The organism is Pseudomonas sp. microsymbiont 2 (assembly GCF_054788395.1).
The window spans coordinates 1,814,530-1,840,963 of the sequence record NZ_CM139112.1 but is presented as its reverse complement, the minus strand read 5'-3'; the positions used below and the strand labels follow the sequence as shown (position 1 = coordinate 1,840,963).

The following is a 26,434-nucleotide window of genomic DNA, read 5'->3' as shown; positions in this document are numbered from 1 at the left end:
CGTCGCTCCCTGTCCACGATCCTGGACCGGGCAGCGGCGTCTTTTCGTTTCCGCCACTGTGCTGTGCGCCCTGCGAGGTGTTCGATGAATACGAGCTTCTGGAAATCCGGGCATGTGCCCACCCTGTTCGCCGCCTTCCTGTACTTCGACCTGAGCTTCATGGTCTGGTACCTGCTCGGCCCTCTGGCGGTGCAGATCGCCGCCGACCTGCAGCTCACCGCCCAGCAACGGGGCCTGATGGTGGCCACGCCGATCCTTGCCGGGGCGATCCTGCGCTTCGCCATGGGGCTGCTGGTCGATCGCCTGTCGCCCAAGACAGCAGGGCTGATCGGCCAGGTGGTGGTGATCGTCGCCCTGGCCTGCGCCTGGCACCTGGGCGTGAACAGCTACGAACAAGCACTGTTGCTGGGCGTGTTCCTCGGTTTCGCCGGCGCCTCGTTCGCCGTGTCCCTGCCGCTGGCCTCGCAATGGTATCCACCCCAGCATCAAGGCAAGGCCATGGGCATCGCCGGTGCCGGCAACTCCGGCACGGTGTTCGCCGCGCTGCTGGCCCCGGCCCTGGCGGCGGGCTTCGGCTGGAACAATGTGTTCGGCTTCGCCCTGCTGCCGCTGCTGCTGACCCTGGCGCTGTTCGCCCTGCTGGCGCGCAATGCTCCGCAGCGGCCACAGCCCAAGGCCATGGCCGACTACCTCAAGGCCCTGGGTGACCGCGACAGCTGGTGGTTCATGTTCTTCTACAGCGTGACCTTCGGCGGCTTCATCGGCCTGGCCAGCGCCCTGCCCGGCTATTTCAGCGACCAGTACGGCCTGAGCCCGGTGACGGCCGGCTACTACACCGCCGCCTGCGTATTCGCCGGCAGCCTGATGCGCCCGCTCGGTGGCGCCCTGGCCGACCGTCACGGCGGCATCCGCACCTTGCTGGCGATGTACGGCGTGGCTGCCGTGTGCATCGCCGCGGTCGGCTTCAACCTGCCCAGCGCGACCGCCGCGCTGGCACTGTTCGTCAGCGCCATGCTGGGGCTCGGCGCCGGCAATGGCGCGGTGTTCCAGCTGGTGCCACAACGCTTCCGCCAGGAGATCGGGGTGATGACCGGGCTGATTGGCATGGCCGGCGGCATCGGTGGTTTCTTGCTCGCCGCCGGGCTTGGCGCCATCAAGCAGCACACCGGCGACTACCAACTGGGCTTGTGGCTGTTCGCCAGCCTGGGCCTGCTGGCCTGGTTCGGCCTGCATGGCGTCAAGCAGCGCTGGCGCACCACCTGGGGCTCGGCGGCGATCACCGCCGCGCGGGTATGAGCCTGCGCCTGAGCTTCGCCCAGGCCAGCGCCACCGGACCGCGGGAGGAAAACCAGGACGCCCTGCGCCTGGTCACCCCCGCGGCGGAACTGGCCGCCAGCAAAGGCTACCTGTTCGCCCTCGCCGACGGCGTCAGCCAGTGCGCCGACGGCGGCCTGGCGGCGCGGGCCAGCCTGCAGGCGCTGGCGCTGGACTACTACGCCACGCCTGCCACCTGGACCGTGGCCCAGGCCCTGGACCGCCTGCTGCTGGCACAGAACCGCTGGCTGCGCGCCCAGGGCAATGGCCAGCCCCTGCTGACCACCCTCAGCGCCCTGGTGTTGCGCGGGCGACGCTTCACCCTCGCCCATGTCGGTGATTGCCGCCTCTACCGCTGGAGCGCCGGGCACCTGGAATGCCTGAGCGAAGACCATGTGTGGGACCAACCGGGCATGCAGCACGTGCTCAAGCGCGCGCTGGGCCTGGACCAACAGTTGCTGGTGGACTATCTGGAAGGCGACCTGCACGAAGGCGAATGCTTCCTGCTGCTCAGCGATGGTGTCTGGGCCAGCCTGGGCGACAGGCATATCCAGTCGATCCTGCGTGAACAGCCCGACCTGCAGGAGGCCGCCGATACCCTGGTGGCCGCCGCTCATCTCTGTGGCAGCCAGGACAATGCCAGCGCCTTGCTGGTCCGCGTCGATGAACTAGGATCGACCAACCTCGCCGACACCCTGGCGCAGTCGCAGCGATGGCCACTGCCCGGCGCCTTGCGCGACGGGCAAACGATCGATGGCTGGAAGGTCGATGCCATGCTCGGCCAAAGTCGCCAGTCAGTGCTCTATCGCGTGCGGGATGAGCACGGCCAAGCCTGGCTGCTCAAGACCTTGCCCCACTGCGCAGAGGCGCAACCCAAGGCAGTCCAGGGCCTGCTGCTGGAAGAGTGGTTCCTGCGTCGGGTCGCAGGCCGGCATTTCCCCGAGACGCACCCGGCCGGTCAGCGCCAACACCTGTACTACCTGATGCGCGAGTATCCAGGTACGACCCTCGCCGCGCTGTTCGCCAGCCAGGGCCCGCTCCCCCTGACGCAGTGGCTGGAGATTGCCCGCCAGCTACTGCAGGCGGTTGGCGTGCTGCACCGGCGCAACCTGCTGCATCGTGACATCAAGCCAGAAAACCTGCATCTGGGCAGCGACAGCCAGTTGCGCGTGCTGGACTTCGGCCTGGCCTATTGCCCGGGGCTGTCCGAGGACCCGCCCCATGCCTTGCCCGGCACGCCCTCGTTCCTCGCCCCGGAAGCCTTCGACGGCCTGTCGCCTGGGCCGCGTCAAGACCTGTATGCCGTAGGCGTGACGCTTTACTACCTGCTCACCGGCCATTACCCCTACGGCGAGGTCGAGGCGTTCCAGCGGCCACGCTTCGGTACGCCAGTGAGCCCGGCGCGCTACCGCCCGGATTTGCCGGAGTGGTTGCAGCGCAACTTGTTGCAGGCAGTGACGGCAGACCCGGCGCAGCGCTTCGAGACTGCCGAACAGTGGTTGCTGTTGCTGGAGCGGGGAGATCGCCAGGAGCTGGACGAGCGGCCAAGGCCGTTGCTGGAGCGCGAGCCGCTGAGGGTATGGCGCACGATTGGGTTGGTGTCGCTACTGTTGAACATGCTGTTGCTGCTGGTGTTGCTCAAACGCTGAGCGCGCAGGCGAGTGACGCTCCATGTAGGAGCGAGGTGTGTCTCGAGAAATCGCGGACAAAGAAAAACCCGGCCAAGGCCGGGTTTTTCGTGAAGCGTCAAACCAATTACTTGGCCTGGGCTTCTACCTGAGCTTCTACGCGACGGTTGACGGCGCGGCCAGCTTCGGTGGCGTTGTCGGCGACCGGACGGGTCTCACCGTAGCCAACCGAGTCAACACGGCTCGATTCGATGCCGTACTGCTGGGTCAGGACGTTCTTGACAGCGTTGGCACGACGCTCGGACAGCTTCTGGTTGTAAGCGTCTGGGCCGACGGAGTCAGTGTGACCTTCCACGGTGGTGGTGGTCTGTGGGTACTGCTTCATGAAGTCAGCCAGGTTCTTGATGTCGCCGTAGCTGTTTGGCTTGACGACCGACTTGTCGAAGTCGAACTTGACGTCCAGCTCAACGCGAACGACTTCGGCAACAGCCGGGCAGCCATCAGCGTCAACGGTAACGTTGGCTGGGGTGTCAGGGCACTTGTCGACGTTGTCGCAGACGCCATCGTTGTCGCTGTCGGAGCAGACTTCGGCAACTGGAGCCGGAGCAGGAGCCGGCTTGGCGCCGCCGCTGCCACCGAAGTTCAGACCCAGACCAACGGTCGGACCCCACTCGGTGTTGCCGTTGTCGATGTTGTACATGGCTTCGACGCCGGCACGGGCGAAGAACATGTCGGTGATGTACCACTTGGCGCCAGCGCCGACGTTGGCGAAGGTGGAGTGGTCGCGGCCGCTACGAGTGGCCTGGCCCAGGCTCTCGTGAGCGAAACCAGCGGAAACGTACGGACGCAGTGCATCGCCGACGGTACCGAAGTGGTAGGTGGCGTCCAGCTTGGTCTTGGAGCCTTTGATGTCTTTGTTGAAGACTTCACCACGAGCGTTGTGGGTCTCGTTGTAGCCCAGGTCCAGGGAGACGTCGTCGGTCAGGAAGTAACCGAGGCGGACACCAGGGTTGGTGCCGGTGTTCTTGAAGTTACGCTCGCTGTCGTAGAACTGCTTGGTGACGTTGCCTTCGATTTCGACTGCGCCTTGGCCTTGAGCCAGAGCGCCGAGCGAAGTCACGGCTACGAGAGAGCCAATGGCCAAGCCCAAGGTGTTTTTCAATTTCATCCGTTAAATCCCCATCTGGTGATAGTTAAGCAGTCCCACCAACATCCGGGGGACAACTCGACGGCAAGTCTAGCAGAACTTGCCGGTTGGTTAGAGGTATTTGCGGCCCACTAAGTTTCAGCCAGGCCCGCAAATTTCTCTCTAAGCTTGTCGAGCGCACGTTTGTAACGCATTTTCGTGGCACTCAGGCCCATGTGCATGATGTCCGCGATCTCCTGGAATTCCAGCTCTGCGACAAATCGCAGCACCAGGATTTCCCGATCGATCGGGTTCACATGCACCAGCCATTTATCCAGCCCGCCTTTCTCTTCAGGTTTCGGAGCCTTGTCTTCGGACGCCTCTTCGACAGGGTCCAGACTCAAGGCATCCATCAACCTTCGCTTGCGGCGCTCCTTGCGGTACTGGGTGATGCATTCGTTGTAGGTGATGCTGTAGAGCCAGGTCTTGAACTTGGATTTGCCCTCGAAGTTCTTCAGCCCGTAGAGCACCTTCAGCATTACCTCCTGACAGACATCGTCGGCATCCCGGTCGTTCCCCAAGTACCGTGCGCAGACGTTGAACAGCGTGCGCTGGTAGCGCCGCATGAGTTCCTCATAGGCGCGGGTAACGTGAAACAGCTCCTCATGCGAACGCGCCACCAACTCCTCGTCGGTGAGCTCCCGGGGGTCATAACGCATGGGCGGCGAATGAACTTTATTCAAAACGGATCTGGCCGACAGTCAGGTCAATGTCGCCGCTTGGCCCCGTGGGCCGATTTTCGCGGCGGCATACATTAACAGCTTTTGTGCGGTTAGCGGCTATTCACGCGCTGCTCGAGCAGTTCGCGATTGGACAGCGACACCAGTTCGCCATCATCGGTCAGCAGTGTCGTCTTGACCGTGCCGATCTCCTCGATCTGCCCTTCGACCTCGCCAATCCGCACCTGCTGGCCCACCTGGTACAACTCGCGCACGTAAATCCCGGCCAGAATCTGCCCGGCGATTTCCCGGCTGCCCAGGCCCATCGCCAGTGCAATTGCCAGACCAACGGTAATCAATCCGATGACGATCACATGGTTCAGCAGGTCGGTCTTGACCTCCAGCTGGCTGATCGCCACCGAGATGCTGATGATGATCACCAGGCCCTGGGCGATGCGCCCGACACCCGCGGCGTATTCCAGGCCGATGCCCTCGGCGGCGCCGCGCACCAGGCCGTTGACCAGTTGCGCCAGCAGCACGCCGGCCAGCAGCACCAGGGCCGCGCCGAACACCTTGGGCAGGTACAGGGCGAGCATGTCGAGGGTCGCCGAGACACGCTCAAGGCCCAGGGATTCAGCGGCGGAAACCAGGAAGATCAACAGCACGAACCAGTAGACGATCTTGCCGATCAGCGTCGAGATCGGTACCTGGATCCCGACCCGAGCGAGCATCTTGGTCAGGCCGGTACCGCTCATCAGGCGATCGAGGCCGAACTTGGCCAGCACCTTGGACAACAGGGTATCGAGCAGCTTGGCCACGACGAAACCAAGCAGCACCACGACCAGCGCGCCGAACAGGTTGGGGATGAAGTTCGCCACCTTGGTCCAAAGGGCAGTCATCGCGGTGACCAGGCTCTGGGTCCAGAGATCGAGTTCCATATTCAATCGGCCTTATCTGCTTTGCCGCCAACGGCGGCGTTGCGGGTAGAGTTGCGGCGCACCGGCGCGACATGCGCCGAGCCATTGTTCACGGCGATCAGCAGCGCCTGGCTCCAGCGGCCAAGCAGGCTGAACAGGTCGCCCGCGCCGACCTGGCGGTTGGCGGTCTTGAGCACGCGACCCAGGCAGGCGGCGTCGTCGCGGTCCTGGCCGGACGGCGACGCCTTGAGCAGGTCGCGCAGGGATTCTTCAAACGGATCGTGCATGGGCACCTCGCGCAATGTCAGTCAAAGACGAGGGCGCCGGGCAACGGGTCACACCTGCCACTGGGACGAATGTTTCAAAATGCCTCATTTCATACCCAGCGCAGTCGACGGAACAGCCACCACTGCCCCGCCGCCAACCCCAGTACCACGGTGCAGGCGAACAGGAAACCATAGGGGTTTTCCGCCCCGGGAATGCCACCGACGTTGATCCCCAGCAGCCCGGTGATAAAGCTCATGGGCAGGAAGATGCAGGTGATGATGCCGAACCGGTACATGGTCCGGTTCATCCGCTCGCTACGCCGCCGATCCTCGGTTTCCAGCACCAGCGCGGCCCGCTCGCGGGCCAGCTCCAGTTCTTCTAGGTAGCGGATCAGGCTGTTGTTCAGCTCGTTCCAGTAGTCGCCGTCCGCTTCGGCGAACCAGCTGCACTTGCTGCGCGAGAGCTGGGCGTAGATGTCGCGCTGCGGGGCGAGAAAACGACGCAGGCCAGCGGCGCGGCGACGGATCTGCTGGAGGCTGCCCTGCTCAGGGGCATACCGTTCGTCGGATTCTACCTTCTCTTCCTCGGTATCGACCGCCTCCGACAGGTCGCTGACCAGCGCCTGGACCTTTTCGGTGAGCAGTTCGCCCATGAGCAGCAACAGCTCGGAAGCCGATTTCGGCCCCCTGCCCTCGTCCAGTTGCTGGAGAATTTCGTCACTGGCGCGCAGCGGGCGCAGGCGCAGCGAAATGACCCGACGCGCTTCGGCGAAAATGCGCACCGAGACCATGTCTTCCGGCTCGGCGCCGGGGTTGAGGTTGACCCCGCGCAGGAACAACAGCATCTGCTCGTTGGCCATCGGCAACAGGCGCGGACGGGTGTTTTCCTCCAGCAGCAGGTCGCAGGCGAACTCGCTCAAGCCGCTGTCATGCAGCAGCCAGGTGCGCGTCTGCGGATGGCTGCGATCCCAGTGCAGCCACAGGCTTTCCTCGGCCTGCAGCTGCAAGCCGTCCAGCTCGGTGCGGGCGATCGAGCGAGCGCCCCCCTTGCCGTCGAGCACCAGGGCATGCACCAGCCCCCATTGCGCGTTGTCTTCCTCGAACATCAAAGCTCCATCAGCAGGCAACGCGTCACTCGGGCATTTTCAGTGGGCTTGGCGAGACGATCACGCCATTGTTGTCGGCGTACACGTACTCACCCGGGCGGAAAGTCACCCCGGCGAAGGTCACCGCGACGTTGAGGTCGCCGATACCGCGCTTGTCGGTCTTCATCGGGTGGCTGGCCAGGGCCTGCACGCCGACGTCGGTCTGGATGAGCACATCGACGTCACGCACGCAGCCATAGATCACCAGACCTTCCCAGCCGTTCTTGGCGGCCTTCTCGGCCAGCATGTCACCCAGCAGCGCACGGCGCAGCGAGCCACCGCCGTCGACCACCAGGACCTTGCCCTTGCCGTCGAGCTCGACCTGCTCCTTGACCCGCGAGTTGTCCTCGAAGCACTTGATGGTGACGATCTGGCCACCGAATGAATCGCGGCCGCCGAAGTTGCTGAACATGGGTTCGAGCACTTGCACCAGGTCCGGGTAGGCGTCGCACAGGTCGGGCGTTACGTAATGCTGCATGGGAAACTCCTGTCAGTCACAACGAAAGCGGATGTGGGAGCAAGGCTACACCGCAGGAGGCATGGCAGTCATCCAGGACCGGCCAGTCAGTTTGCTTTTACCTGTTCCGACCGTTTCGCGGACAAATCCGCTCCCACAGGCGAGTTGCAAAACCCGCGAAGAAGCCAACGCGGGATCAACTGGCAGGCACCGGCTCCATCACCGCCGTCGAGGCATGCACCGGCGCCAACGGATCGCGCAACCAGCGCTCCACCAGCGGCCATACCTGCGCCTGCGCAGCCTTGCTGACCAACATGTCGACGTGTCCGAAGGCTTCGAAGCCCTCCTCGCGCCCCAAGCGCAGAAACTGCCTGGCGTCGCCGCCGAACTGCTCGAACAACTTGCGACAGGCCCACACCGGGTCCTGGAAGTCGCCGGCCCCGGCCACCGCCAGCAGCGCTACCTCGACCTGCGCCAGGCCCGACCACCAGTCCTTCTCCTTGTCGCCGAAACGACCGAACAGGCCGTTCCAGCGCAGGCTCTCCAGCACCAGTCCGATCGGCTCGTCTTCCGGGCCGCGCTTGAGCCGCGGGCCGGAGATCTGTGCAAAACGCTTGAGTAGCAGACGGGCGCCCCACTCCACGGGTGGCACCTTCAATGGCCAGTAGACCCGGCTGACCTGGGTGCCGAACAGTGCCGCGCTGGCCACCAGCCCGGTGTCCAGGCAACCGCTGCCCAGCGCCGCCGCCAGGGTGGTGCCGCCCAGCGAGTGGCCGACCCAGTGCGGCGCCTGCCCGGCCTGCTCGCGAACGAAGGCACCGATCACCGGCAGGTCGTAACGCGCATAGTCGGCCACGCGGTTCTGCCGCCAGTCGCGGTTGCGCGGCGACAGGCCGTGGCCGCGCATCTCCGGGATCCACACATCGAAACCGGCGCGGGCCAGGTAGGCGCCCAGGCCGATGCCCTTGGGCGAATACCAGAAACGTCGGTTGGAGAAACTGCCGTGCAGGAGAATGACCGGCACCCCCTGGGCGCGGTCCTGGTCGGCCAGGCCCAGGCGGGTGACGGCCAGCTCGACGCTCGGATCGGGGCTGTTGCCGGCCTTGATCCGATAGACGTCCTCGCTGAGATCGCCGCGGCGCTCGGCACTGAGCAACGCGACGGGAAATTGGGTGGAGCTGCTTTGCATGGGTTCACGAAAAAACAGGTGACTTGAACGTGGGAGCGGGCTTGCCCCGCGATGGTGTCAGGGCAGACTACAGAGGTGTCCTTGCTGACGCCATCGCGGGACAAGCCCGCTCCCACGCAGTTAACACGAGGACGTCTCGCGCCCTCGCCGATCACATCAGGCCGCGCCCTGGCCCTCGGCCAGGAAGAACCAGGTCTCGAGCACCGAGTCCGGGTTCAGCGACACGCTCTCGATGCCCTGTTCCATCAGCCACTTGGCCAGGTCCGGGTGGTCCGATGGGCCCTGGCCACAAATGCCGATGTACTTGCCGGCCTTGTTGCACGCGGCAATTGCGTTGGCCAGCAGCTTTTTCACCGCCGGGTTACGTTCATCGAACAGGTGGGCGATGATGCCCGAGTCGCGGTCCAGGCCCAGGGTCAGCTGGGTCAGGTCGTTGGAGCCGATGGAGAAGCCATCGAAGTATTCGAGGAACTCCTCGGCCAGCAAGGCATTGGACGGCAGCTCGCACATCATGATCACGCGCAGGCCATTGTCGCCACGCGCCAGGCCGTTCTCGGCAAGCAGGTCGACGACCTGGCTGGCCTCGCCCAGGGTGCGCACGAACGGCACCATGATCTCGACGTTGGTCAGGCCCATCTCGTTGCGCACGCGCTTGAGCGCGCGGCATTCGAGCTCGAAGCAGTCACGGAACGACTCGCTGATGTAGCGCGAGGCACCGCGGAAGCCCAGCATCGGGTTCTCTTCTTCCGGCTCGTACAGTTTGCCGCCGATCAGGTTGGCGTATTCGTTGGACTTGAAGTCCGACAGGCGCACGATGACCTTTTTCGGATAGAAGGCCGCGGCCAGGGTGCTGATGCCCTCGACCAGCTTCTCGACATAGAAACCGACCGGGTCGTTGTAGCCGGCGATGCGCTTGTCGACGCTTTCCTTCAGCTCAGGCGGCAAGCCCGCGTAGTTGAGCAGTGCCTTCGGATGCACACCGATCATGCGGTTGATGATGAATTCCAGGCGTGCCAGGCCCACGCCGGCGTTAGGCAGCTGGGCGAAATCGAAGGCGCGGTCCGGGTTGCCGACGTTCATCATGATCTTGAACGGCAGCTCGGGCATGGCATCGACGGAGTTCTGCTTGATGTCGAAGCCCAGTTCGCCCTCGAAGATGAAGCCAGTGTCACCTTCGGCGCAGGATACGGTGACACCCTGGCCGTCCTTGAGGATCTGGGTGGCGTTGCCGCAACCGACCACGGCCGGAATACCCAGCTCACGGGCGATGATCGCGGCGTGACAGGTACGCCCACCACGGTTGGTGACGATGGCGCTGGCGCGCTTCATCACCGGCTCCCAGTCCGGGTCGGTCATGTCCGAAACCAGCACGTCGCCGGGCTGGACCTTGTCCATTTCCGACACGTCGTTGATCACGCGGACCTTGCCGGCGCCGATGCGCTGGCCGATGGCGCGACCTTCGACCAGCACGGTGCCCTTCTCCTTGAGCAGGTAGCGCTCCATGACATTGGCGCTGGCACGGCTCTTCACGGTCTCGGGGCGGGCCTGGACGATGTACAGCTTGCCGTCGTCGCCATCCTTGGCCCACTCGATGTCCATCGGGCGCTGGTAGTGCTGCTCGATGATCATCGCCTGCTTGGCCAGCTCGTTGACTTCGTCGTCGCTCAGGCAGAAGCGCGCGCGCTCGGCGCGATCGACTTCGACGGTCTTGACCGAGCGACCGGCCTTGGCCTCGTCGCCATAGACCATCTTGATCGCCTTGCTGCCCAGGTTGCGGCGCAGGATCGCCGGACGGCCGGCCTGCAAGGTCTGCTTGTGCACATAGAATTCGTCAGGGTTGACCGCACCCTGTACCACGGTTTCGCCCAGGCCATAGGCACCGGTGATGAACACCACATCGCGGAAGCCCGACTCGGTGTCGAGGGTGAACATCACACCGGCGGTGCCGGTCTCGGAGCGGACCATGCGCTGCACGCCGGCGGACAGGGCGACCAGCTTGTGGTCGAAGCCCTGGTGCACGCGGTAGGCAATGGCACGGTCGTTGAAGAGGGAGGCGAAGACTTCCTTGGCCGCGCGGATGACGTTGTCGACGCCGCGAATGTTGAGGAAGGTCTCCTGCTGGCCGGCGAAGGAAGCGTCCGGCAGGTCCTCGGCGGTAGCCGAGGAGCGCACGGCCACGGCCATGTTGTCGTTGCCCTTGGACATTTCGGCGAAGGCGGTGCGGATTTCCGCATCCAGGCGCGCCGGGAACTCGGCCTCCATCACCCACTGGCGGATCTGCGCACCGGTCTTGGCCAGGGCGTTGACGTCATCGACGTCCAGCGCATCGAGCGCCGCGTGAATCTTGTCGTTCAGGCCGCTCTGCTCGAGGAAGTCGCGGTACGCCTGAGCCGTAGTGGCAAAGCCGCCCGGCACCGATACGCCGGCACCGGCAAGATTGCTGATCATCTCGCCCAGGGATGCGTTCTTGCCCCCCACATGCTCCACATCATGGACGCCGAGCTTATCGAGGGAAACTACGTACTCTACCAAGGTGATCTCTCCACTAACTGTATTGGAAAAGCTCAAGGGCGCCCGCCTGCCTGCATTGCGACTGGGCCGGACGCTTGTGGCCTGGACCTGGAAAATAAGTGAGAATGCCGAGCAACCGCGTTCGGCAAACCGAACCTATCATATCCAGAAACATTCGGCAGCTTAAGGCCCCCAGGTGCAAATGAAACGAACCGCGTTCTTCATCTCCGACGGTACCGGCATCACTGCAGAAACGCTGGGCCAGAGCCTGCTCGCGCAATTCGAGAGCATTCCGTTCAATAAATTCACGCGCCCCTACATCGATACGCTGGACAAGGCCCGGGCCATGGTCCAGCAGATCAACGCCGCGGCCGAGCGCGACGGAGTGCGTCCGATCATTTTCGACACCATCGTCAACCAGGACATCCGTGAGGTCATGGCCACGTCCAATGGCTTCATGATCGACATCTTCTCGACGTTTTTATCCCCGCTCGAACAGGAATTGACCGCCCATTCGTCGTATTCCGTGGGCAAATCCCACTCGATCGGCGGCAACTCCAACTACATGGAGCGCATCGAGGCGGTCAACTTCGCCCTCGACAACGACGACGGCGCGCGCACCCACTACTACGACAAGGCCGACCTGATCCTGGTCGGCGTGTCGCGCTGCGGCAAGACCCCGACCTGCCTGTACATGGCCATGCAGTTCGGCATCCGCGCCGCCAACTACCCGCTGACCGAGGACGACATGGAGCGCCTGCAACTGCCGGCGGTGCTCAAGAAGCACCACAGCAAGCTGTTCGGCCTGACCATCGACCCCGACCGCCTGACCGCCATCCGCCACGAGCGCAAGCCCAACAGCCGCTATTCGAGCTTCGCCCAGTGCGAGTTCGAGGTGCGCGAGGTGGAGAACCTGTTCCGTCGGGAGAACATCCCCAACATCAACTCCACGCATTTCTCGGTGGAGGAGATCTCGGCGAAGATTCTGGTGGAGAAAGGCGTGGAGCGGCGGTTCAAGTAACGCCATCCGCAGGTAGATGGATACAGAAACGCCCCGGTTTCACAACCGGGGCATGATTGCTTCAACTCATCCCGGGGCAGCGCCAGTCAACTTCACGTCTCACCGCCCTGTACACCGAAACCTCGGTTCATGCTCCAGTGGCCTCCAGCTATCCGCGCCGAAATGGCAAAAGGGCCGACCGGGAGCGCTTGCAAGACGGGCGCCTGCCAATCCCCATTCTCGTCCGCGGTCGCTCTGGCCAAGATATGGCCCGGGTTGCGCGCCTGGACAACCGTCACAGCACTTCCGGCCAACGCCCGGCCTCGGACAACAGGCCTCTGCGTTACCAGGGCGTCAGGCATCGGCTCGACGATGAGTGGCGGCTCTGCCTGCGTGATCACAGTCAATTCAAGCGGCACCGAGCGCGCGGAGACCATTCCATCCAGCTCTTGCAGCACTTGCACGGCCAATGGCCCTTCCGCGCACTTGCGTGCCAGATACAGGAACCATGCTCCCTCCGCGTCGGCCAAGGCCTGACCCAGCACAGCATGGGTCGCGGCATCGAGAAGCGACACGATGCTCCCGGGCAGCGCGCGCCCGCTGAAGACCATTGCCGGGCTCTTGTCTCCCGCCGCCGGCCTATCAATGACTGGCACTGCCAGCGCATCGACGACCCGGAATGCACGATTGGCTGACCATCGTGAATGACGGTTGGCCAGACCCTGACGCACGGAGATGCGATTGACGCCTTCCGGCAATTCCCGCTCGACACGTAACGCCCACCTACCCTGGGCATCAGCGACAGTGGTTCCGTAGCGCGCCCCTGGATCAAAGCTTCTCACGACCTCTACCCAGGCCCCCGGTGCGGCCCGCCCGGAAACGATGGGGTGCATTCCGGCATCTTCCTCCGACCGTGGAGCCGTGATGTCTGGAGCGGCAAGCATGCCTGCGTACACCCTCACGAGCACGTCGACCGCACCTGGCTGGCCACTGACCATGGCCATCAGTGGCAATACACCTTCGAATCGCGCGGGAAGCTCGACGCCTGCATTGTCTTCGGGGTGATACTCGACCCTCAGCGTGCTGACAAGATCATTGCCCAGCCCGCCGCCTGAAACGTTCATAGGGATCAACTGCCCGTCTCGCTGGCGATAACCGCGCAAACTCAAGATCGTCATCTCGCCATCCGCATGCTCCCGCACGGGCACTCTGAGCACAGAGTAGCCATCGCCTTGCCTTTGCAGCTCACCGGGACCCTCCCCCCAGTACTGGGCGACGAAGCCGAATCGCCCAGCTTCGACGGCTAGCGTGATTGCCTTGTCCGCATCCAGATGCAGGTGCGCCGTGCGCGCTTCTGATACGGGGAACGGCACTTCAAAAGGATCGAACTCGTGACAGGACAGCCTGACCACGGTGCTGGAAAGGTAGTGATCATCCTGATAAACCCCCAGCGCAAGCCAGCTTCGGCTGTGGCGCGCAGCGGAGTACGGCGTTGCTCGCGTCGCAATGATTTCCACAATCCCCGCCAACGACTCGTCGGCCAGATGAGTGAATCCCTGGTTGGCTTTCGCCTGCAACCTGAGCGTCGTGTCAAAGACCGCCTCGGTACCCAAGTCCAGTCCCTTCACATGGGCTAAGGTGAAATCGTCATGATGCTCGAACGTCACGGTGTCGAAGGCGGTGATCCTGCCGTGCGCGCCCAGATCGATCGTGAACACCGCCGGCAGGACGGTTGTCAGTTCGAGGTTATGAACCGTGACATTGCCCAACCCGACAACGGCTTCATTGTCTTGCGCAATGAGATCACCAAACCCCCTGTGCAGGCGCGTGGCAGATGGCCCTCCATTGCTGCGCCCCAGTGCAGCGCCATGCAATCCGACGATCTCGCCCGTGGCTGCGGAAATGATCGGTGAACCGGACGACCCGGACTGGGTATCCGCGTTGCACTTGGTCCAGTCGGGGGACACCGGCCCGACAACCTTGGCGGGCCTCTCCACTCCGTGCTCATCTTCATAAACGGTGCTGACATGCATGGGCATCAGACCGCCATTGCCGTATTGCGGCACGTACACGGCCTCATCCAGCGCAGGGTCGGTTTCGCGTATACGCAAGCCACCGAACAGGCGCTTGACCTGGGAATGGGTGTAGTCGAAATCCTTGAGGCTGAACAAGGTGTAATCCGACGATCCAGCAGTTTCCCCCGTCGCCAGCAACTGATCTGCCTCGAGCATCAACGGCGTCTTGACCGGTGACTGCGTATCGCAGCGTTCATGAACCCAGTTCAGCCAGATTTCGCCCCGCCCCTGGCGCAAGGCATCCTGGTTCCTGACCACGTGCCAATTGGTCAAGACCAGGTTCCCCTTGCCTATCAGCGAACCACTCCCCGTCCTTCCCACGCTCATCATCGCGGCAGCGAGACTGTGACGCCCGACGGTCGTCCCGTCGAAACAGACATACGGTTGCCGCTCATCCTTTCCGATCAACGCCCGCAACGCAGGGCCATCGATCTGGGCCTGGGCTCGAACGAGGTCAAGGCTGCTGCAAATGGAATCCTGAGCGGATGGCAGGGTCACGCGAATGAAGACACTGCTGCCGGGCACGATTACTTCATGCTCCGACTGCATATCGAATGTCATACGCTTGATGTACCGGCGCTGCTGGTCGATGAGCTCCACGCCATGGCCAGCGGGCAGATGGATGTTGTCGAATCGCAGGCGAATACCGTCAGCGCCTGGCAGATCAACATGAACGCAGTGAAACCTTGAATACCGCTGTTGGTCGATGACTGCGAGCGGCCCGATTCGTGATGACGTCATTTTCATGGTGTGCACTTGATCCTTGATGGCTGTGATTTGGCTAGATGCACGCGGCGTGAGGCGAGCGAGATCCGGCCGTAAAAGATTCAGGCCATCATTGATGTGCGGTACTTAAGTAACAACGAGGAAGCCTTTCAGGTAGGCCGCCACTCGGTGCCCAAGGCGATCGCGCACAAAAAAACGCCCGATGCATGCATCGGGCGTTTCAGGCTAGCCAGCCTATGGACAGCGCGAACTCGTACTCAGGACGGAATCACCGCCGCCTGCCCGCTCAGCGCCAGGTCGACCAGCTCGCGGTTGGCCACCGCGTACATCGCATAGTCGGTGCCGGTGGCGTTGCGCAGGTCGTCGAGCATGGCGCGCCAGCGCTCGACCATCACTCGATGCTGCTCGCACCACAGCGCCACGCGCGCATCCATGTCGTCCGGGGCATCGGCCATCTGCAGCACCGAGATGGTGATCGCCCGCTGTTGCAGGTCGATGTCGTCGCGGAACGCCTCGCGGGCCAGGGCCTGCCAGTTGTTGTCCACCGGCAGGTTGCTGATCTCCTGCAGGTACCAGGTCAGGTCCAGCGAGCTGCCCACGGCGAAGAACGCCTTGGCCACCTGCGCCGGGTCGTGACCGGTCACGTCGGCGGCCTCGATGATCGGCAGCAGCGTGTACAGGTGGCTGGTGCCGGCGACCATGCGCGCCAGCAACTCAGGCACACCGGCCTCGACGAAGCCCTGGTAGCGGACCATCCAGCGCTCACGGGTCGGGCCCTCCAGCAGCTCGTCCAGCTTCAGGCCCAACTGGGCGATCTTCGGCCCGAAGTGGGCCACGTCACGGCCAGCATCCTGCTCGTTGCGCCGGCTGCGCAGGAACCAGCGGGTGGCGCGGCGACCCAGGCGCATCAGCTCGTCCATCAGGGTCAGCTGGATCTCGGCCGGGACCTGGTAGTCCAGCGCCTCGATCTGGCGGAACCAGTGCGGCAGGTGGAAGATGTCGCGCACGATCACGTAGGCGCCGGCGACGTTGGCCGGGCTCATGCCGGTGGACTCCTTCAGGCGCTGCACGAAAGTGATGCCCATGTTGTTGACCAGGTCGTTGGCGATCTGGGTGCTGACGATCTCGCGCTTCAGGCGGTGACGACGCATGGAATCGGCGAACTTGCTCACCAGCGACGGCGGGAACGCGGTTTCCATGTCGCGGGTCAGGTAGTCATCGTCCGGCACCAGCGACTTGAGCAGTTGCTCCTTGAGGTCGATCTTGCTGTACGAGATCAACACCGACAGCTCGGCGCGGGTCAAGCCCTGGCCGGCCGCCAGGCGCTCGGCCAGCTGCTCCTCGGTGGGCAGGAACTCGATGGCGCGGTCCAGCTTGCCACGCGCCTCCAGGTCGGCCATCAGGCGCTTGTACTCGGCGATCCGCTCGCGGGCGCGGCGGGCAGCCAGCGACAGCGCCTGGGTCTGCTTGTAGTTGTTGCCCAGCACCAGCCCGGCGACTTCGTCGGTCATGCTGCCCAGCAGCTGGTTACGCTGCTTCTCGGTCATGTCGCCACCCTGCACCACTTCATTGAGCAGGATCTTGATGTTGACCTCGTGGTCGGAGCAGTCCACGCCGCCGGCGTTGTCGATGAAGTCGGTGTTGGTGGCGCCGCCGTTGAGGCCGAACTCGACCCGGCCGAGCTGGGTCATGCCCAGGTTGCCGCCCTCGCCCACCACCTTGCAGCGCAGCTCGTTGCCGTTGACGCGCAGGGCGTCGTTGGCCTTGTCGCCGACATCGGCGTGGCTTTCAGTGCTGGCCTTGACGTAGGTGCCGATACCACCGTTCCACAGCAGGTCCACCGGCGCCTGCAGCAGTGCGTGCAGCAGCTCGGTCGGAGTCAGACGGTCGGCCTCGATGGCGAAGCGTTCCTTCATCTGCGGGCTGATGGCGATGCTCTTGGCGCTGCGCGGGAAGATCCCGCCGCCTTCGGACATGATGCTGGTGTCGTAGTCGCTCCAGGCCGAGCGAGGCAGGTCGAACAGACGTTTGCGCTCGACGAAGCTGGTGGCCGGGTCCGGATTCGGGTCGATGAAGATGTGCAGGTGGTTGAACGCGGCCACCAATTGCAGCTTGTCGGACATCAGCAGGCCGTTGCCGAACACGTCGCCGGCCATGTCACCGACACCGACCACGGTGATCGGGTCTTCCTGCACGTTGATGCCGCGCTCGCGGAAGTGGCGCTGCACACCGACCCAGGCGCCACGGGCGGTGATGCCCATTTTCTTGTGGTCATAGCCGGCCGAGCCGCCGGAGGCGAAGGCGTCGCCCAGCCAGAAGCCATAGTCGATGGCGATGCCGTTGGCGATGTCGGAGAAGGTCGCAGTGCCCTTGTCCGCCGCGACCACCAGGTACGGATCGTCGTCATCGTGGCGCACCACGTTGGCCGGCGGCACCACGCCACCGTCCTTGAGGTTGTCGGTGATGTCGAGCAGGCCGGAGATGAAGATGCGGTAGCACGCCACGCCTTCGGCGGCGATCTCGTCGCGGCTGCCGCCCAGCGGCAGGCGACGCGGCAGGAAGCCGCCCTTGGCGCCGACCGGCACGATCACCGAGTTCTTCACCTGCTGGGCCTTGACCAGGCCGAGCACTTCGGTGCGGAAGTCCTCTTCGCGGTCCGACCAGCGCAGGCCGCCGCGAGCGACGTTGCCGAAGCGCAGGTGCACGCCCTCGACCCGAGGCGAGTAGACGAAGATTTCGAACTTCGGCACCGGCTTGGGCAGCTCGGGGATCAGCTTGGGGTTGAACTTGAAGCTGAAGTACGACTTGTTCAGCCCGTTCGCGTCAGGCTGATAGAAGTTGGTGCGCAGGGTCGCCTTGATCAGGTCCAGGTAGCGGCGCAGGATGCGGTCTTCGTTGAGCACCTGGACATCGTCCAGGGCGGTGAGGATCGCCTGCTCCAGGCGCTGCTGCTTGTCATCCAGGTCTTCCTGGGTCAGCTTGCGCGCCAGGTAGAAGCGGGTCTTGAACAACCGGGTCAGCTCGCGGGCGATGTCGGTGTGGTTGTTCAGGGTGCTGGCGATGTAGCCCAGGTCGAAGCCCAGGCGAATCTGCTTGAGATAGCGGGCATAGGCGCGCAGCAGCGCCACGTCGCGCCACGGCAGGCCGGCGGTCAGCACCAGGCGGTTGAAGGCGTCGTTTTCGGCGTCGCCCTTGACGATATGGACGAAGGCGTCCTGGAAGGTGTCGTTGAGCTGCTGGATGTCGAGGTTCAGGCCTTCGCTGTAGGTGAAGGCGAAATCATGGATCCAGAACTCACGGCCGCTGGCATGGCGCAAGCGGTACGGGAACTCGCCAAGCACGCGCAAGCCAAGGTTTTCCAGGATCGGCAGCACATCCGACAGCGCCAGCGGCGTATCGGCGTGATACAGCTTGCAGTGCAGCTGGCGCTCGCCCAGTTGCGTGAGCGGCTGGTAGAAGCTCATGGCCAACGGCTTGGCTTCGGACAGGCTCAGCACGTGCTGCATGTCGACCACCGCCGAATGCGCGGCAAAGCGCTCGCGGTAGCCGGCCGGGAAGCCTTTCGGGAAGTCGGCCAGGATGTTGGTGCCCTGGGCCTCGCCGAAGTTCTCGACCACCAGCGCCGAGTAATCGTCCTGCCACGAGCGACAGGCCTGGATAACTTCGTTTTCCAGCTGCTGCGGGTCGATGTCGATGCGATTCTTCGGATCCACCCGCAGAATCAGCTGCACACGAGCCAGCACCGATTCGGAGAAGAAGGTCCAGAACTCGCAGTCGGTGGCTTTCAGGCGCTCCATCAGCACCTGCTGGATCTTCTGCCGCACTTCGGTGGAGTAGATCTCACGCGGCACGTAGGCCAGGCAGTAGCAGAAGCGGCCGTACGGGTCCTTGCGCAGGAACACGCGAATCTTGTTGCGCTCCTGGATCTGCACGATCGACATGGCGGTGCTGAACAGCTCGTCGATCGGGGTCTGGAACAGGTCGTCGCGCGGCAGCACCTCGAGCACCTGGGCCAGCTCCTTGCCCAGGTGGGCTTTGGGATCGAAGTGCGAACGGCGCTCGACTTCGGCGACCTTGCCGCGGATGTACGGGATGGTGTGCACGCTCTCGCCATACACCGACGAGGTGTACAGGCCCATGAAGCGGCATTCCTTGATGACCTTGCCGTCCTGGTCGATCTGGCGGATCGATACGTAGTCCGGGTACGCCGGGCGGTGTACGCGGCTTGGCTGCGAAGCCTTGGCGAACGACAGCAGGCGCGGCTCGCGCAGGTAGGCGACGGCGTAGTCCTCGATACGCAGGTCATCAGCACCAAGGCCGGCGCGCAGCAGGCGGGCCAGGCCGAGGAACGAGTGCTCGTCGTAGACCAGGTGGCCGCCGTCGGCGTCGGATTCGACGGTGAATTCCTCGTAGCCGAGGAAGGTGAAATGGTTGTCCAGCAGCCACGACAGGAAGCTCTTCACCTCGCCCTTGTCATGCTGCGCCGGCCCGAAAGCGGTGTGCTCCACCAGCTCCATCAGCTCGCGGATCTTGGCCTTCATCGGCTCGAAGTCGGCGACCACGCCACGCACCTCGGCCAGCACCTGCTCCAGTTCCTTGGTCAGGGTGTTGAGCTCGGCGGCGCCGGAACAGCGGTCGATCTCCAGGTACATCAGCGACTCATGGCTGACGCCTTCGCCCTGGGTGCCCTTGGGCAGCAGTTCGACCAACTCGCCCTTGGCGCCGCGGCGCACGCTGAGCACGGTGGTCTGCAGGGTATGGATGCTGTAGCCGCGGCGATTGAGCTCGGTACGCACCGAGTCGACCAGGAACGGCAGGTCGTGGTGCAGCACCTCGACCACGGTGTGGGTCGACTGCCAGCCGTGGCGTTCGTAATCAGGGTTGTAGACCCGCACTTGCGGGTGCTCGGGGTCGAAGCGCTCGATGATGCGCCAGGCGGACAGCGTGCAGCCGGCCAGGTCCGACAGCCTGCGCTGAGTGAGTTCGTCCAGAGAGATGATGCCGAAGAACTGCTCGGCGAACAGCGCCACTTGTGGCAGGGACTGCTCGCTGATGTGCTGCGCCAGGGCCGTCTGCAGTTGATGCTGGAAGTCGGCTTTGCTGGCTGCGGTGAAGAACGCCATCTGTGGTACTCCGCTTGGGCTTTGTTATAGGTGAAGCGTCGTGCGCCGTGTACGGATCAACGATAGCCAACCCGTGACATGCCGGACGGTAAACCGGGCGTTGGCCATGAGCATCACGACCAACGACTGGGGAGCTTAACGACTGAGCGGTCATTTCGGCTTGCAGCGCTGCGACAATTTCGGTCAATGCGCGGTAACTTTACGTTTATCGGGGCCGTCAAGGCTGTCAGAATTCCTTTCCTTTGCCATTGATCCGAGCCGCCCATGCAACTGAAAACCGCTCTGCTCTTCGCCACCCCCTGCGATGACGAGGAAGACAACATGGCGACCCTGTGCTGCCACAGCGACAAGGGGCAGATGTTCCTGCTGACCCGTTATCCGGACGAAGACACCGTCGACCTGACGCTGGATGATGAGCCGTCGACGCTCGATGGGCTGAAGGTGACGCTGAGTGCCGAGCGGCTGCTGATCGAGGTGGCGGCTGGGGATCGTGATGCGTTGAAGGGGGATGAACAGCTGGAGATCATCCTGACCAGCGCCGGAACCGACATGGATGAAGTGAAGGAAACCTTGCAGAACATCCTCGCCGGGACCGGGACGTTCGTGTCCGAGCTCTGAGCCGATACATCGCCCCCTGTAGGAGCGGCCTTGTGTCGCGAAAGGGCCGCAAAGCGGCCCCAGCAATTTTTGCCTTGGTGCTGATATCCCGGGGCTGCTTCGCAGCCCTTTCGCGACACAAGGCCGCTCCTACAGGTAGCGCGCAAGCCTTCAGGACATTGACACGCCACTATCGACACAGGCATTGTCTGACAACCTGATCAACAAGACCCCTGTCCATGCTCGAGCTCCAGCGCCCCGACACCCTCGTCGAACGCGTCGTCAGCGCCATCCGCGCCGAGATCGATTCCGGCCGCCTGGCCGCCGAATCGCGCCTGCCCACCGAACAGCAACTGGCCGAACAGCTCAACGTCAGTCGCTCGGTGGTGCGTGAGGCGGTGGCGCAGCTCAAGGCCGATGGGGTGCTGATCGCTCGCCGCGGGCTTGGCTCGTATATCTCGCAGACCCCCAACGGCACGGTGTTCCGCTTCCCCGGCAGCAACGGGCGCAAGCCGGACCTGGTGCAGATGTTCGAGATGCGCCTGTGGATCGAGACCCAGGCCGCCGCCATCGCCGCCCGCCGTCGCGACGACGCTGACCTTGCGCGCATGGCCGTTGCCCTGGGCGCCATGGAAGATCCGCGCAGCGACTTCGCCACGGCCTCGGCCGCCGACGTCGCCTTCCACCGCGCCATCGCCGAAGCCAGCAAGAACGATTACTTCGTCGCCTTCCACGATTTTCTCGGCGGCCAGCTGGCCGCCGCGCGCCGCACCGCCTGGGAAAACTCCGCCAGCCCGGCGGTGGGCGGTTCGGCCGACGCCCTGCGTGAACACAGGGCGCTGTACCAGGCCATCGCCGACGGCGACCGCCACGCGGCCGCCGCCTGCGCCGAGGCACACCTGCGCGCCTCGGCCAAACGCCTGACGCTCGACCTTCCCGACCTCGACTGATCCCGGAGAACCCCATCGCGACCTGGCGAGGCTTTTACGCGCACCACTTAGTCTGACAACCTGATAAGCAGATTCACCGACAAGAATTCCAAGGTACCCTGCATGACCTACGACTACTGCATCATCGGCGGCGGCATCGTCGGCCTCGCCACCGCGATGGCCCTGCTCCAGCAGCGCCCCGGCGCCTCGCTGCTGATCCTGGAAAAAGAGGCCAGCCTCGGCCGCCACCAGACCGGCCATAACAGCGGCGTGATCCATGCCGGCATCTACTACGCCCCCGGCAGTCTCAAGGCCGAGCTGTGCAAGCGTGGCGCCCAGGCCACCAAGGACTTCTGCAGCGAGCACGGCATCGCCTTCGAGGTCTGCGGCAAGCTGCTGGTAGCCTCCAACGATCTGGAGGTACAGCGCATGCAGGCGCTGTACGAGCGCTCGCAGCAGAACGGCTTGAAGGTCGAGCGCCTGGACGCTGCCGAGCTGCACGGGCGCGAGCCGAACATCGTCGGCAAGGGCGCGCTGTTCCTCGATGCCACCGGCATCGTCGACTACACCCAGGTGTGCGACGCCATGGCCAAGGTGATCCGCCAGGCGGGCGGCGAGGTACACCTGTGCACCAGCGTGCGCGCCATCCAGGAACATGCCGAGCATGTCGCCATCGGCACCGACAGCCGCACCTGGCGCGCGCGCCAGCTGGTGGCCTGCGCCGGTCTGCAGTCCGACCGTCTGGCGCGCCTGGCCGGGGTCAGGATCGACCACCAGATCATCCCCTTTCGCGGCGAGTACTACCGCCTGCCGGCGAGCAAGAACCAGATCGTCAACCATCTGATCTACCCGATCCCCGACCCGGAGCTGCCGTTCCTCGGCGTGCACCTGACGCGAATGATCGACGGCAGCGTCACCGTCGGCCCTAACGCGGTGCTCGGTTTTGGCCGGGAGAACTACCGCAAGTTCTCGGTGAACTGGCGCGATGTCGCCGAGTACGCGCGCTTTCCTGGTTTCTGGAAAACCATCTGGAACAACCTGGGCTCCGGCACCAGCGAAATGAAGAACTCGCTGTTCAAGCGCGGCTACCTGGAGCAGTGCCGCAAGTACTGCCCATCGCTGCAAGTCGAGGACCTGCTGCCCTACGAAGCCGGTATCCGCGCCCAGGCGGTGATGCGCGACGGCACCCTGGTGCATGACTTCCTGTTCGCCGAGACCCCGCGCATGGTGCATGTCTGCAATGCCCCATCGCCGGCGGCCACCTCGGCCATCCCCATCGGCCAGATGATCGCCGAGAAGATCCTCAAGGCCCGCTGATCCATCCGCTGCACCCACAACTACAAAGACAACAAGGAAACCTCAGATGTCGGTACACGAGGCGGCCCTGGCCGCGAGCGAAACGCCCGAACAGCAACGCAAGCGCCTGCGCAAGGTGGCGGCGGCGACCATCTTCGGCTCGATGCTGGAGTGGTATGACTTCTACCTCTACGCGACCATGGCGGCGATCGTCTTCTCGAAGATATTCTTCGACCCGAGCAACCCGACGGTGGCCTCGCTGTTGGCGTTCTCCACCTTCGCCATCGGCTTCATCGCCCGCCCCTTCGGTGGCGTGCTGTTCGGCTACCTGGGCGACCGTTTCGGGCGCAAGCACGTGCTGGTGATCACCTTCTGCATGATGGGCCTGTGCACGGCGCTGATCGGCATGATCCCCAGCTACGCGGCCATCGGCATCTGGGCGCCGATCCTGCTGGTGGCGATCCGCATCATCCAGGGTCTGGGCGCTGGCGCCGAGCTCGCGGGCGCGGCGGTGACCTCCTACGAACACGCCAGCGAAGGCAAGCGCGGCAGCCAGGGCGCCTGGCCGGCGCTGGGTCTGAACCTGGGCCTGCTGCTGTCGTCGCTGACCGTGTACCTGCTGACCATGAACGGCAACGAGTTCCTCCTGGCCGGCGGCTGGCGCATTCCGTTCATCGCCAGCATCGTGCTGGTGGCGGTGGGGCTGTGGGTGCGCAGGAGCATTCCGGAGACACCGGACTTCAAGGAGCTGGACAAGGCCGACGACAAACCGCAGGTGTCGCCACTGAAGCTGCTGTTCAGAAACGACCTCAAGGGCCTGGCCGTGGTGTTCTTCGTGGCCGTGGGCTACAACGCCCTGAGCTATATCTTCAAGACTTTCTCGCTGGCCTACCTGACTCAGTTCAAGGGTGTCGAGGCCCATGTCACTTCGCTGTCGGTGACCCTGGCCAGCCTCGTGGCGATCTTCGCGGTGCCGTTCTTCGGCTGGCTGTGCGACAAGTGGAGCAGCAAGACCGTGCTGATGCTCGGTGGCGTGCTGTCGGCGCTGTTCGCCTTCCCGTTCCTGCAATTGCTGTCGACTGGAGAGCCGATGCTGATCTACGTGGCCATTGCCGTGGGCACCGGGATCCTGGCGCCGATGATGTTCGCTCCGCAGGGGTCGTTCCTTAGCCGGCAGTTCCCGACCCAGACGCGGTCGTCCGGATTCGGCACTGGGCGCGAGATCGGCACCGCGGTGGCCGGGGGCCTGGCGCCTCTCGGCGGGCTGGCGCTGGTGGCCGGGTCGGCGACCCACTCCACCGACGGCGTGGCGCTGATCCTGGCGGTGGCCGGGGTGCTGGTGGTGGTGTTTGCGTTCTTCGACCAAGGGTGGCGGCATTCGAAGTCGAAGAACTAAGAGATACCGACGATCTTGATCTTGATCTTGATCTTGATCTTGATCTTGATCCAAAGATTAACCTCGCTCCCGCTAGCGACAGCTGCGCCAGCCCAGGCGCCGCCCGTACCTTCGCGACTTCAGGAGGCCGAACGCAGGCCTTGCGGAGGGAGGTGACGGGCATGGATGCCCGTCAAGCGCTGCGGCCCAGGATGGGCCGTTCAGCGCGGTCCTCCCGGGAGCAAGGCCGGAGAGAGGGAACCCGGAGCGAAGCGTAGGGCCGGATGAATGGAGCGCAGCGTTTTTTGGTTACTTTTTGTCGCGTTTGACAAAAAGTGACCCGCCGTAAGGGCGGAAAGGTGACTATGCGTCGACATCGTAAATGAATGCGCTTACAACTATAGAAACCGACGCCGACCGTCTTTGACTTTGACTTTGACTTTGACTTTGACTTTGACTTTTAAAGAGTCTGTATTGAAAGTTATATGCGCATTCATTTGCGATGCCGACGCATAGTCACCCTTCCGCCCTTACGGCGGGTCACTTTTTGTCAAACGCGACAAAAAGTAACCAAAAAACGCTGCGCTCCATCATCCGGCCCCTACGCTTCGCTCCGGGGTTCCCTCGCTCCGTTCTTGCTCCCGGGAGGACCGCGCTGAACGCCCCATCCTGGGGCGCAGCGCTTGACGGGCATCCATGCCCGTCACCTCCCTTCGCAAGAACTCCGCTCGGCCTCCTGAAGTCGCAATTGGCGGCGCCTGAACTATCGCGCGCTTAGAAGCAAGATCAAGACCAAGACCAGAAAAATGAATTACTTGCCGACCAGGAAATTACGTCTTATCAGGTCAAGCGCCTCGTCACATCTAATGACTCGACAACGAAACGACCACCTTCAATAAACAATGACTCACTCTCCTGCATACACCCCCACCAACACCTGCAATCCCCACCCCTCCCCTCCCCTTTACACGATTTTTGCTAACCGCCATTGGTCGCCACCCCCCCGGATGCATTAAAGTATCCACCCCTGCCCGGCAACCGCTTCCAGCGCGCCAGGGCCCATCCCCAGGAACCGTCGACGATGGAACACCGTGAGGCGCTGATCGCGCTGCGCACCTTTCTCTCCTCCCAGATCCTCGGCCAGGAAAAACTGGTCGAGCGTCTGCTGATCGTGCTTCTGGCCGACGGCCACATGCTCGTCGAGGGCGCCCCGGGCCTGGCCAAGACCAAGGCCATCAAGGAACTCGCCGAAGGCATCGAGGCGCAGTTCCATCGCATACAGTTCACCCCCGACCTGCTCCCGGCCGACATCACCGGCACCGAGATCTACCGCCCGGAAACCGGCAGCTTCGTGTTCCAGCAAGGACCGATCTTCCACAACCTGGTGCTGGCCGACGAAATCAACCGCGCCCCGGCCAAGGTCCAGTCCGCCCTGCTCGAAGCCATGGCCGAACGCCAGGTCAGCGTCGGACGCAGCACCTACGAACTGTCGCCGCTGTTCCTGGTAATGGCCACGCAGAACCCGATCGAGCAGGAAGGCACCTACCCACTGCCCGAAGCCCAGCTCGACCGTTTCCTGATGCACGTGAAAATCGGCTTCCCCGACGCCGCCGTCGAGCGGCGCATCCTGCTCCAGGCCCGCGGCGAAGCCCTGGGCGGCGAAGCGAAACCCGAACGGCGGGTCAGCCAGCAGGCGATCTTCGCCGCGCGCAAGGAAATCCTCGGCCTGTACATGGCCGACGCAGTGGAGGAATACCTCGTGCAACTGGTGATGGCCACCCGCACCCCGGCCAAGTTCGACAGCGAGCTGGCCGACTGGATCGCCTACGGCGCCAGCCCGCGCGGCTCCATCGCCCTGGACCGCTGCGCCCGCGCCCACGCCTGGCTGGCCGGGCGTGACTTCGTCAGCCCCGAGGACATCCAGGCGGTGCTGTTCGACGTGCTGCGCCACCGCATCATCCTGTCGTTCGAGGCCGAGGCCGCGGGGGTCGACCAGGACCGCGTGGTCCAGCGCATCCTCGACGTCGTCGCTGTCGCCTGA

General features: G+C 63.9%; 18 protein-coding genes. 8 read left to right on the top strand and 10 right to left on the bottom strand.

Going from position 1 to position 26,434, the window contains the following annotated elements:
* Positions 1–84: 84 nt before the first annotated feature.
* The gene (locus tag ACYUME_RS08365) at positions 85–1,296 is read left to right on the top strand and encodes a nitrate/nitrite transporter (RefSeq protein ID WP_279886790.1); all 1,212 of its coding nucleotides are present in this window, start codon (positions 85–87) and stop codon (positions 1,294–1,296) included.
* Positions 1,293–2,963 carry a protein kinase domain-containing protein gene (locus ACYUME_RS08360; RefSeq protein WP_460418545.1) on the top strand — a complete coding sequence of 557 codons (1,671 nt, stop codon included), beginning with the start codon at positions 1,293–1,295 and terminating at the stop codon, positions 2,961–2,963. The genes ACYUME_RS08365 and ACYUME_RS08360 overlap by 4 nt, the downstream gene beginning before the upstream one ends.
* A gap of 106 nt (positions 2,964–3,069) precedes the next feature.
* Here ACYUME_RS08360 and ACYUME_RS08355 read toward each other — a convergent pair whose 3' ends face one another.
* The 8 genes from ACYUME_RS08355 to ppsA form a co-directional block, all read right to left on the bottom strand.
* Positions 3,070–4,110, bottom strand: a complete 1,041-nt coding sequence (locus tag ACYUME_RS08355) for an OmpA family protein (RefSeq protein ID WP_460418544.1) — start codon at positions 4,108–4,110, stop codon at positions 3,070–3,072.
* 110 nt (positions 4,111–4,220) lie between these two features.
* Positions 4,221–4,787 carry an RNA polymerase sigma factor SigX gene (gene sigX, locus ACYUME_RS08350; RefSeq protein ID WP_050704759.1) on the bottom strand — a complete coding sequence of 189 codons (567 nt, stop codon included), beginning with the start codon at positions 4,785–4,787 and terminating at the stop codon, positions 4,221–4,223.
* A gap of 113 nt (positions 4,788–4,900) precedes the next feature.
* A complete protein-coding gene (locus ACYUME_RS08345) occupies positions 4,901–5,725 on the bottom strand; it encodes a mechanosensitive ion channel family protein (protein ID WP_279886787.1) in 825 nt (274 codons plus the stop codon).
* A gap of 2 nt (positions 5,726–5,727) precedes the next feature.
* Positions 5,728–5,991 (bottom strand): CrfX protein, encoded by a 264-nt coding sequence (locus tag ACYUME_RS08340; protein WP_279886785.1) that lies wholly within the window; start codon positions 5,989–5,991, stop codon positions 5,728–5,730.
* A gap of 89 nt (positions 5,992–6,080) precedes the next feature.
* Positions 6,081–7,076, bottom strand: a complete 996-nt coding sequence (locus tag ACYUME_RS08335) for a zinc transporter ZntB (RefSeq protein ID WP_279886783.1) — start codon at positions 7,074–7,076, stop codon at positions 6,081–6,083.
* A gap of 25 nt (positions 7,077–7,101) precedes the next feature.
* Positions 7,102–7,593, bottom strand: a complete 492-nt coding sequence (gene rraA / locus ACYUME_RS08330; protein ID WP_460418543.1) for a ribonuclease E activity regulator RraA — start codon at positions 7,591–7,593, stop codon at positions 7,102–7,104.
* A 175-nt stretch (positions 7,594–7,768) separates the two neighbouring features.
* The gene (locus ACYUME_RS08325; RefSeq protein WP_279886777.1) at positions 7,769–8,761 is read right to left on the bottom strand and encodes an alpha/beta fold hydrolase; all 993 of its coding nucleotides are present in this window, start codon (positions 8,759–8,761) and stop codon (positions 7,769–7,771) included.
* A gap of 156 nt (positions 8,762–8,917) precedes the next feature.
* Complete coding sequence (gene ppsA, locus ACYUME_RS08320; RefSeq protein WP_279886774.1) at positions 8,918–11,293, bottom strand: phosphoenolpyruvate synthase; 2,376 nt, start codon at positions 11,291–11,293, stop codon at positions 8,918–8,920.
* Positions 11,294–11,474: 181 nt separating this feature from the next.
* Here ppsA and ppsR point away from each other — a divergent pair, with 181 nt between their 5' ends.
* Complete coding sequence (gene ppsR, locus ACYUME_RS08315; RefSeq protein WP_028692934.1) at positions 11,475–12,293, top strand: posphoenolpyruvate synthetase regulatory kinase/phosphorylase PpsR; 819 nt, start codon at positions 11,475–11,477, stop codon at positions 12,291–12,293.
* Between the two features lie 92 nt (positions 12,294–12,385).
* On the opposite strand, the gene ACYUME_RS08310 is transcribed toward ppsR, so the two are convergent.
* A complete protein-coding gene (locus ACYUME_RS08310) occupies positions 12,386–15,094 on the bottom strand; it encodes a trypsin-like peptidase domain-containing protein (protein WP_460418542.1) in 2,709 nt (902 codons plus the stop codon).
* Positions 15,095–15,330: 236 nt separating this feature from the next.
* On the bottom strand, positions 15,331–20,196 hold the full coding sequence (locus ACYUME_RS08305) for an NAD-glutamate dehydrogenase (protein ID WP_460418541.1): 4,866 nt from the start codon (positions 20,194–20,196) through the stop codon (positions 15,331–15,333).
* A gap of 264 nt (positions 20,197–20,460) precedes the next feature.
* Here ACYUME_RS08305 and ACYUME_RS08300 point away from each other — a divergent pair, with 264 nt between their 5' ends.
* The 5 genes from ACYUME_RS08300 (at position 20,461) to ACYUME_RS08280 (ending at position 26,434) form a co-directional block, all read left to right on the top strand.
* Positions 20,461–20,814 carry a hypothetical protein gene (locus tag ACYUME_RS08300; protein WP_279911536.1) on the top strand — a complete coding sequence of 118 codons (354 nt, stop codon included), beginning with the start codon at positions 20,461–20,463 and terminating at the stop codon, positions 20,812–20,814.
* A gap of 218 nt (positions 20,815–21,032) precedes the next feature.
* Positions 21,033–21,743 (top strand): FadR/GntR family transcriptional regulator, encoded by a 711-nt coding sequence (locus ACYUME_RS08295; RefSeq protein ID WP_460418540.1) that lies wholly within the window; start codon positions 21,033–21,035, stop codon positions 21,741–21,743.
* A gap of 102 nt (positions 21,744–21,845) precedes the next feature.
* Positions 21,846–23,039: an L-2-hydroxyglutarate oxidase gene (lhgO, locus tag ACYUME_RS08290; RefSeq protein ID WP_460418539.1), complete on the top strand. Its 1,194-nt coding sequence runs from the start codon at positions 21,846–21,848 to the stop codon at positions 23,037–23,039.
* A gap of 46 nt (positions 23,040–23,085) precedes the next feature.
* Complete coding sequence (locus tag ACYUME_RS08285; protein WP_460418538.1) at positions 23,086–24,414, top strand: MFS transporter; 1,329 nt, start codon at positions 23,086–23,088, stop codon at positions 24,412–24,414.
* Between the two features lie 1,060 nt (positions 24,415–25,474).
* On the top strand, positions 25,475–26,434 hold the full coding sequence (locus ACYUME_RS08280) for an AAA family ATPase (RefSeq protein WP_279888448.1): 960 nt from the start codon (positions 25,475–25,477) through the stop codon (positions 26,432–26,434).

Coding starts and splice junctions, on each gene's coding strand:
- ACYUME_RS08325 (WP_279886777.1), bottom strand. CDS start 8,761: ATGCAAAGCAGCTCCACCCAATTTCCCGTCGCGTTGCTCAGTGCCGAG.
- ppsR (WP_028692934.1), top strand. CDS start 11,475: ATGAAACGAACCGCGTTCTTCATCTCCGACGGTACCGGCATCACTGCA.
- ACYUME_RS08345 (WP_279886787.1), bottom strand. CDS start 5,725: ATGGAACTCGATCTCTGGACCCAGAGCCTGGTCACCGCGATGACTGCC.
- ACYUME_RS08365 (WP_279886790.1), top strand. CDS start 85: ATGAATACGAGCTTCTGGAAATCCGGGCATGTGCCCACCCTGTTCGCC.
- sigX (WP_050704759.1), bottom strand. CDS start 4,787: ATGCGTTATGACCCCCGGGAGCTCACCGACGAGGAGTTGGTGGCGCGT.
- lhgO (WP_460418539.1), top strand. CDS start 21,846: ATGACCTACGACTACTGCATCATCGGCGGCGGCATCGTCGGCCTCGCC.
- ACYUME_RS08300 (WP_279911536.1), top strand. CDS start 20,461: ATGCAACTGAAAACCGCTCTGCTCTTCGCCACCCCCTGCGATGACGAG.
- ACYUME_RS08335 (WP_279886783.1), bottom strand. CDS start 7,076: ATGTTCGAGGAAGACAACGCGCAATGGGGGCTGGTGCATGCCCTGGTG.
- ACYUME_RS08360 (WP_460418545.1), top strand. CDS start 1,293: ATGAGCCTGCGCCTGAGCTTCGCCCAGGCCAGCGCCACCGGACCGCGG.
- ACYUME_RS08280 (WP_279888448.1), top strand. CDS start 25,475: ATGGAACACCGTGAGGCGCTGATCGCGCTGCGCACCTTTCTCTCCTCC.
- ACYUME_RS08285 (WP_460418538.1), top strand. CDS start 23,086: ATGTCGGTACACGAGGCGGCCCTGGCCGCGAGCGAAACGCCCGAACAG.
- ACYUME_RS08295 (WP_460418540.1), top strand. CDS start 21,033: ATGCTCGAGCTCCAGCGCCCCGACACCCTCGTCGAACGCGTCGTCAGC.
- ACYUME_RS08340 (WP_279886785.1), bottom strand. CDS start 5,991: ATGCACGATCCGTTTGAAGAATCCCTGCGCGACCTGCTCAAGGCGTCG.
- rraA (WP_460418543.1), bottom strand. CDS start 7,593: ATGCAGCATTACGTAACGCCCGACCTGTGCGACGCCTACCCGGACCTG.
- ACYUME_RS08310 (WP_460418542.1), bottom strand. CDS start 15,094: ATGAAAATGACGTCATCACGAATCGGGCCGCTCGCAGTCATCGACCAA.
- ACYUME_RS08355 (WP_460418544.1), bottom strand. CDS start 4,110: ATGAAATTGAAAAACACCTTGGGCTTGGCCATTGGCTCTCTCGTAGCC.
- ACYUME_RS08305 (WP_460418541.1), bottom strand. CDS start 20,196: ATGGCGTTCTTCACCGCAGCCAGCAAAGCCGACTTCCAGCATCAACTG.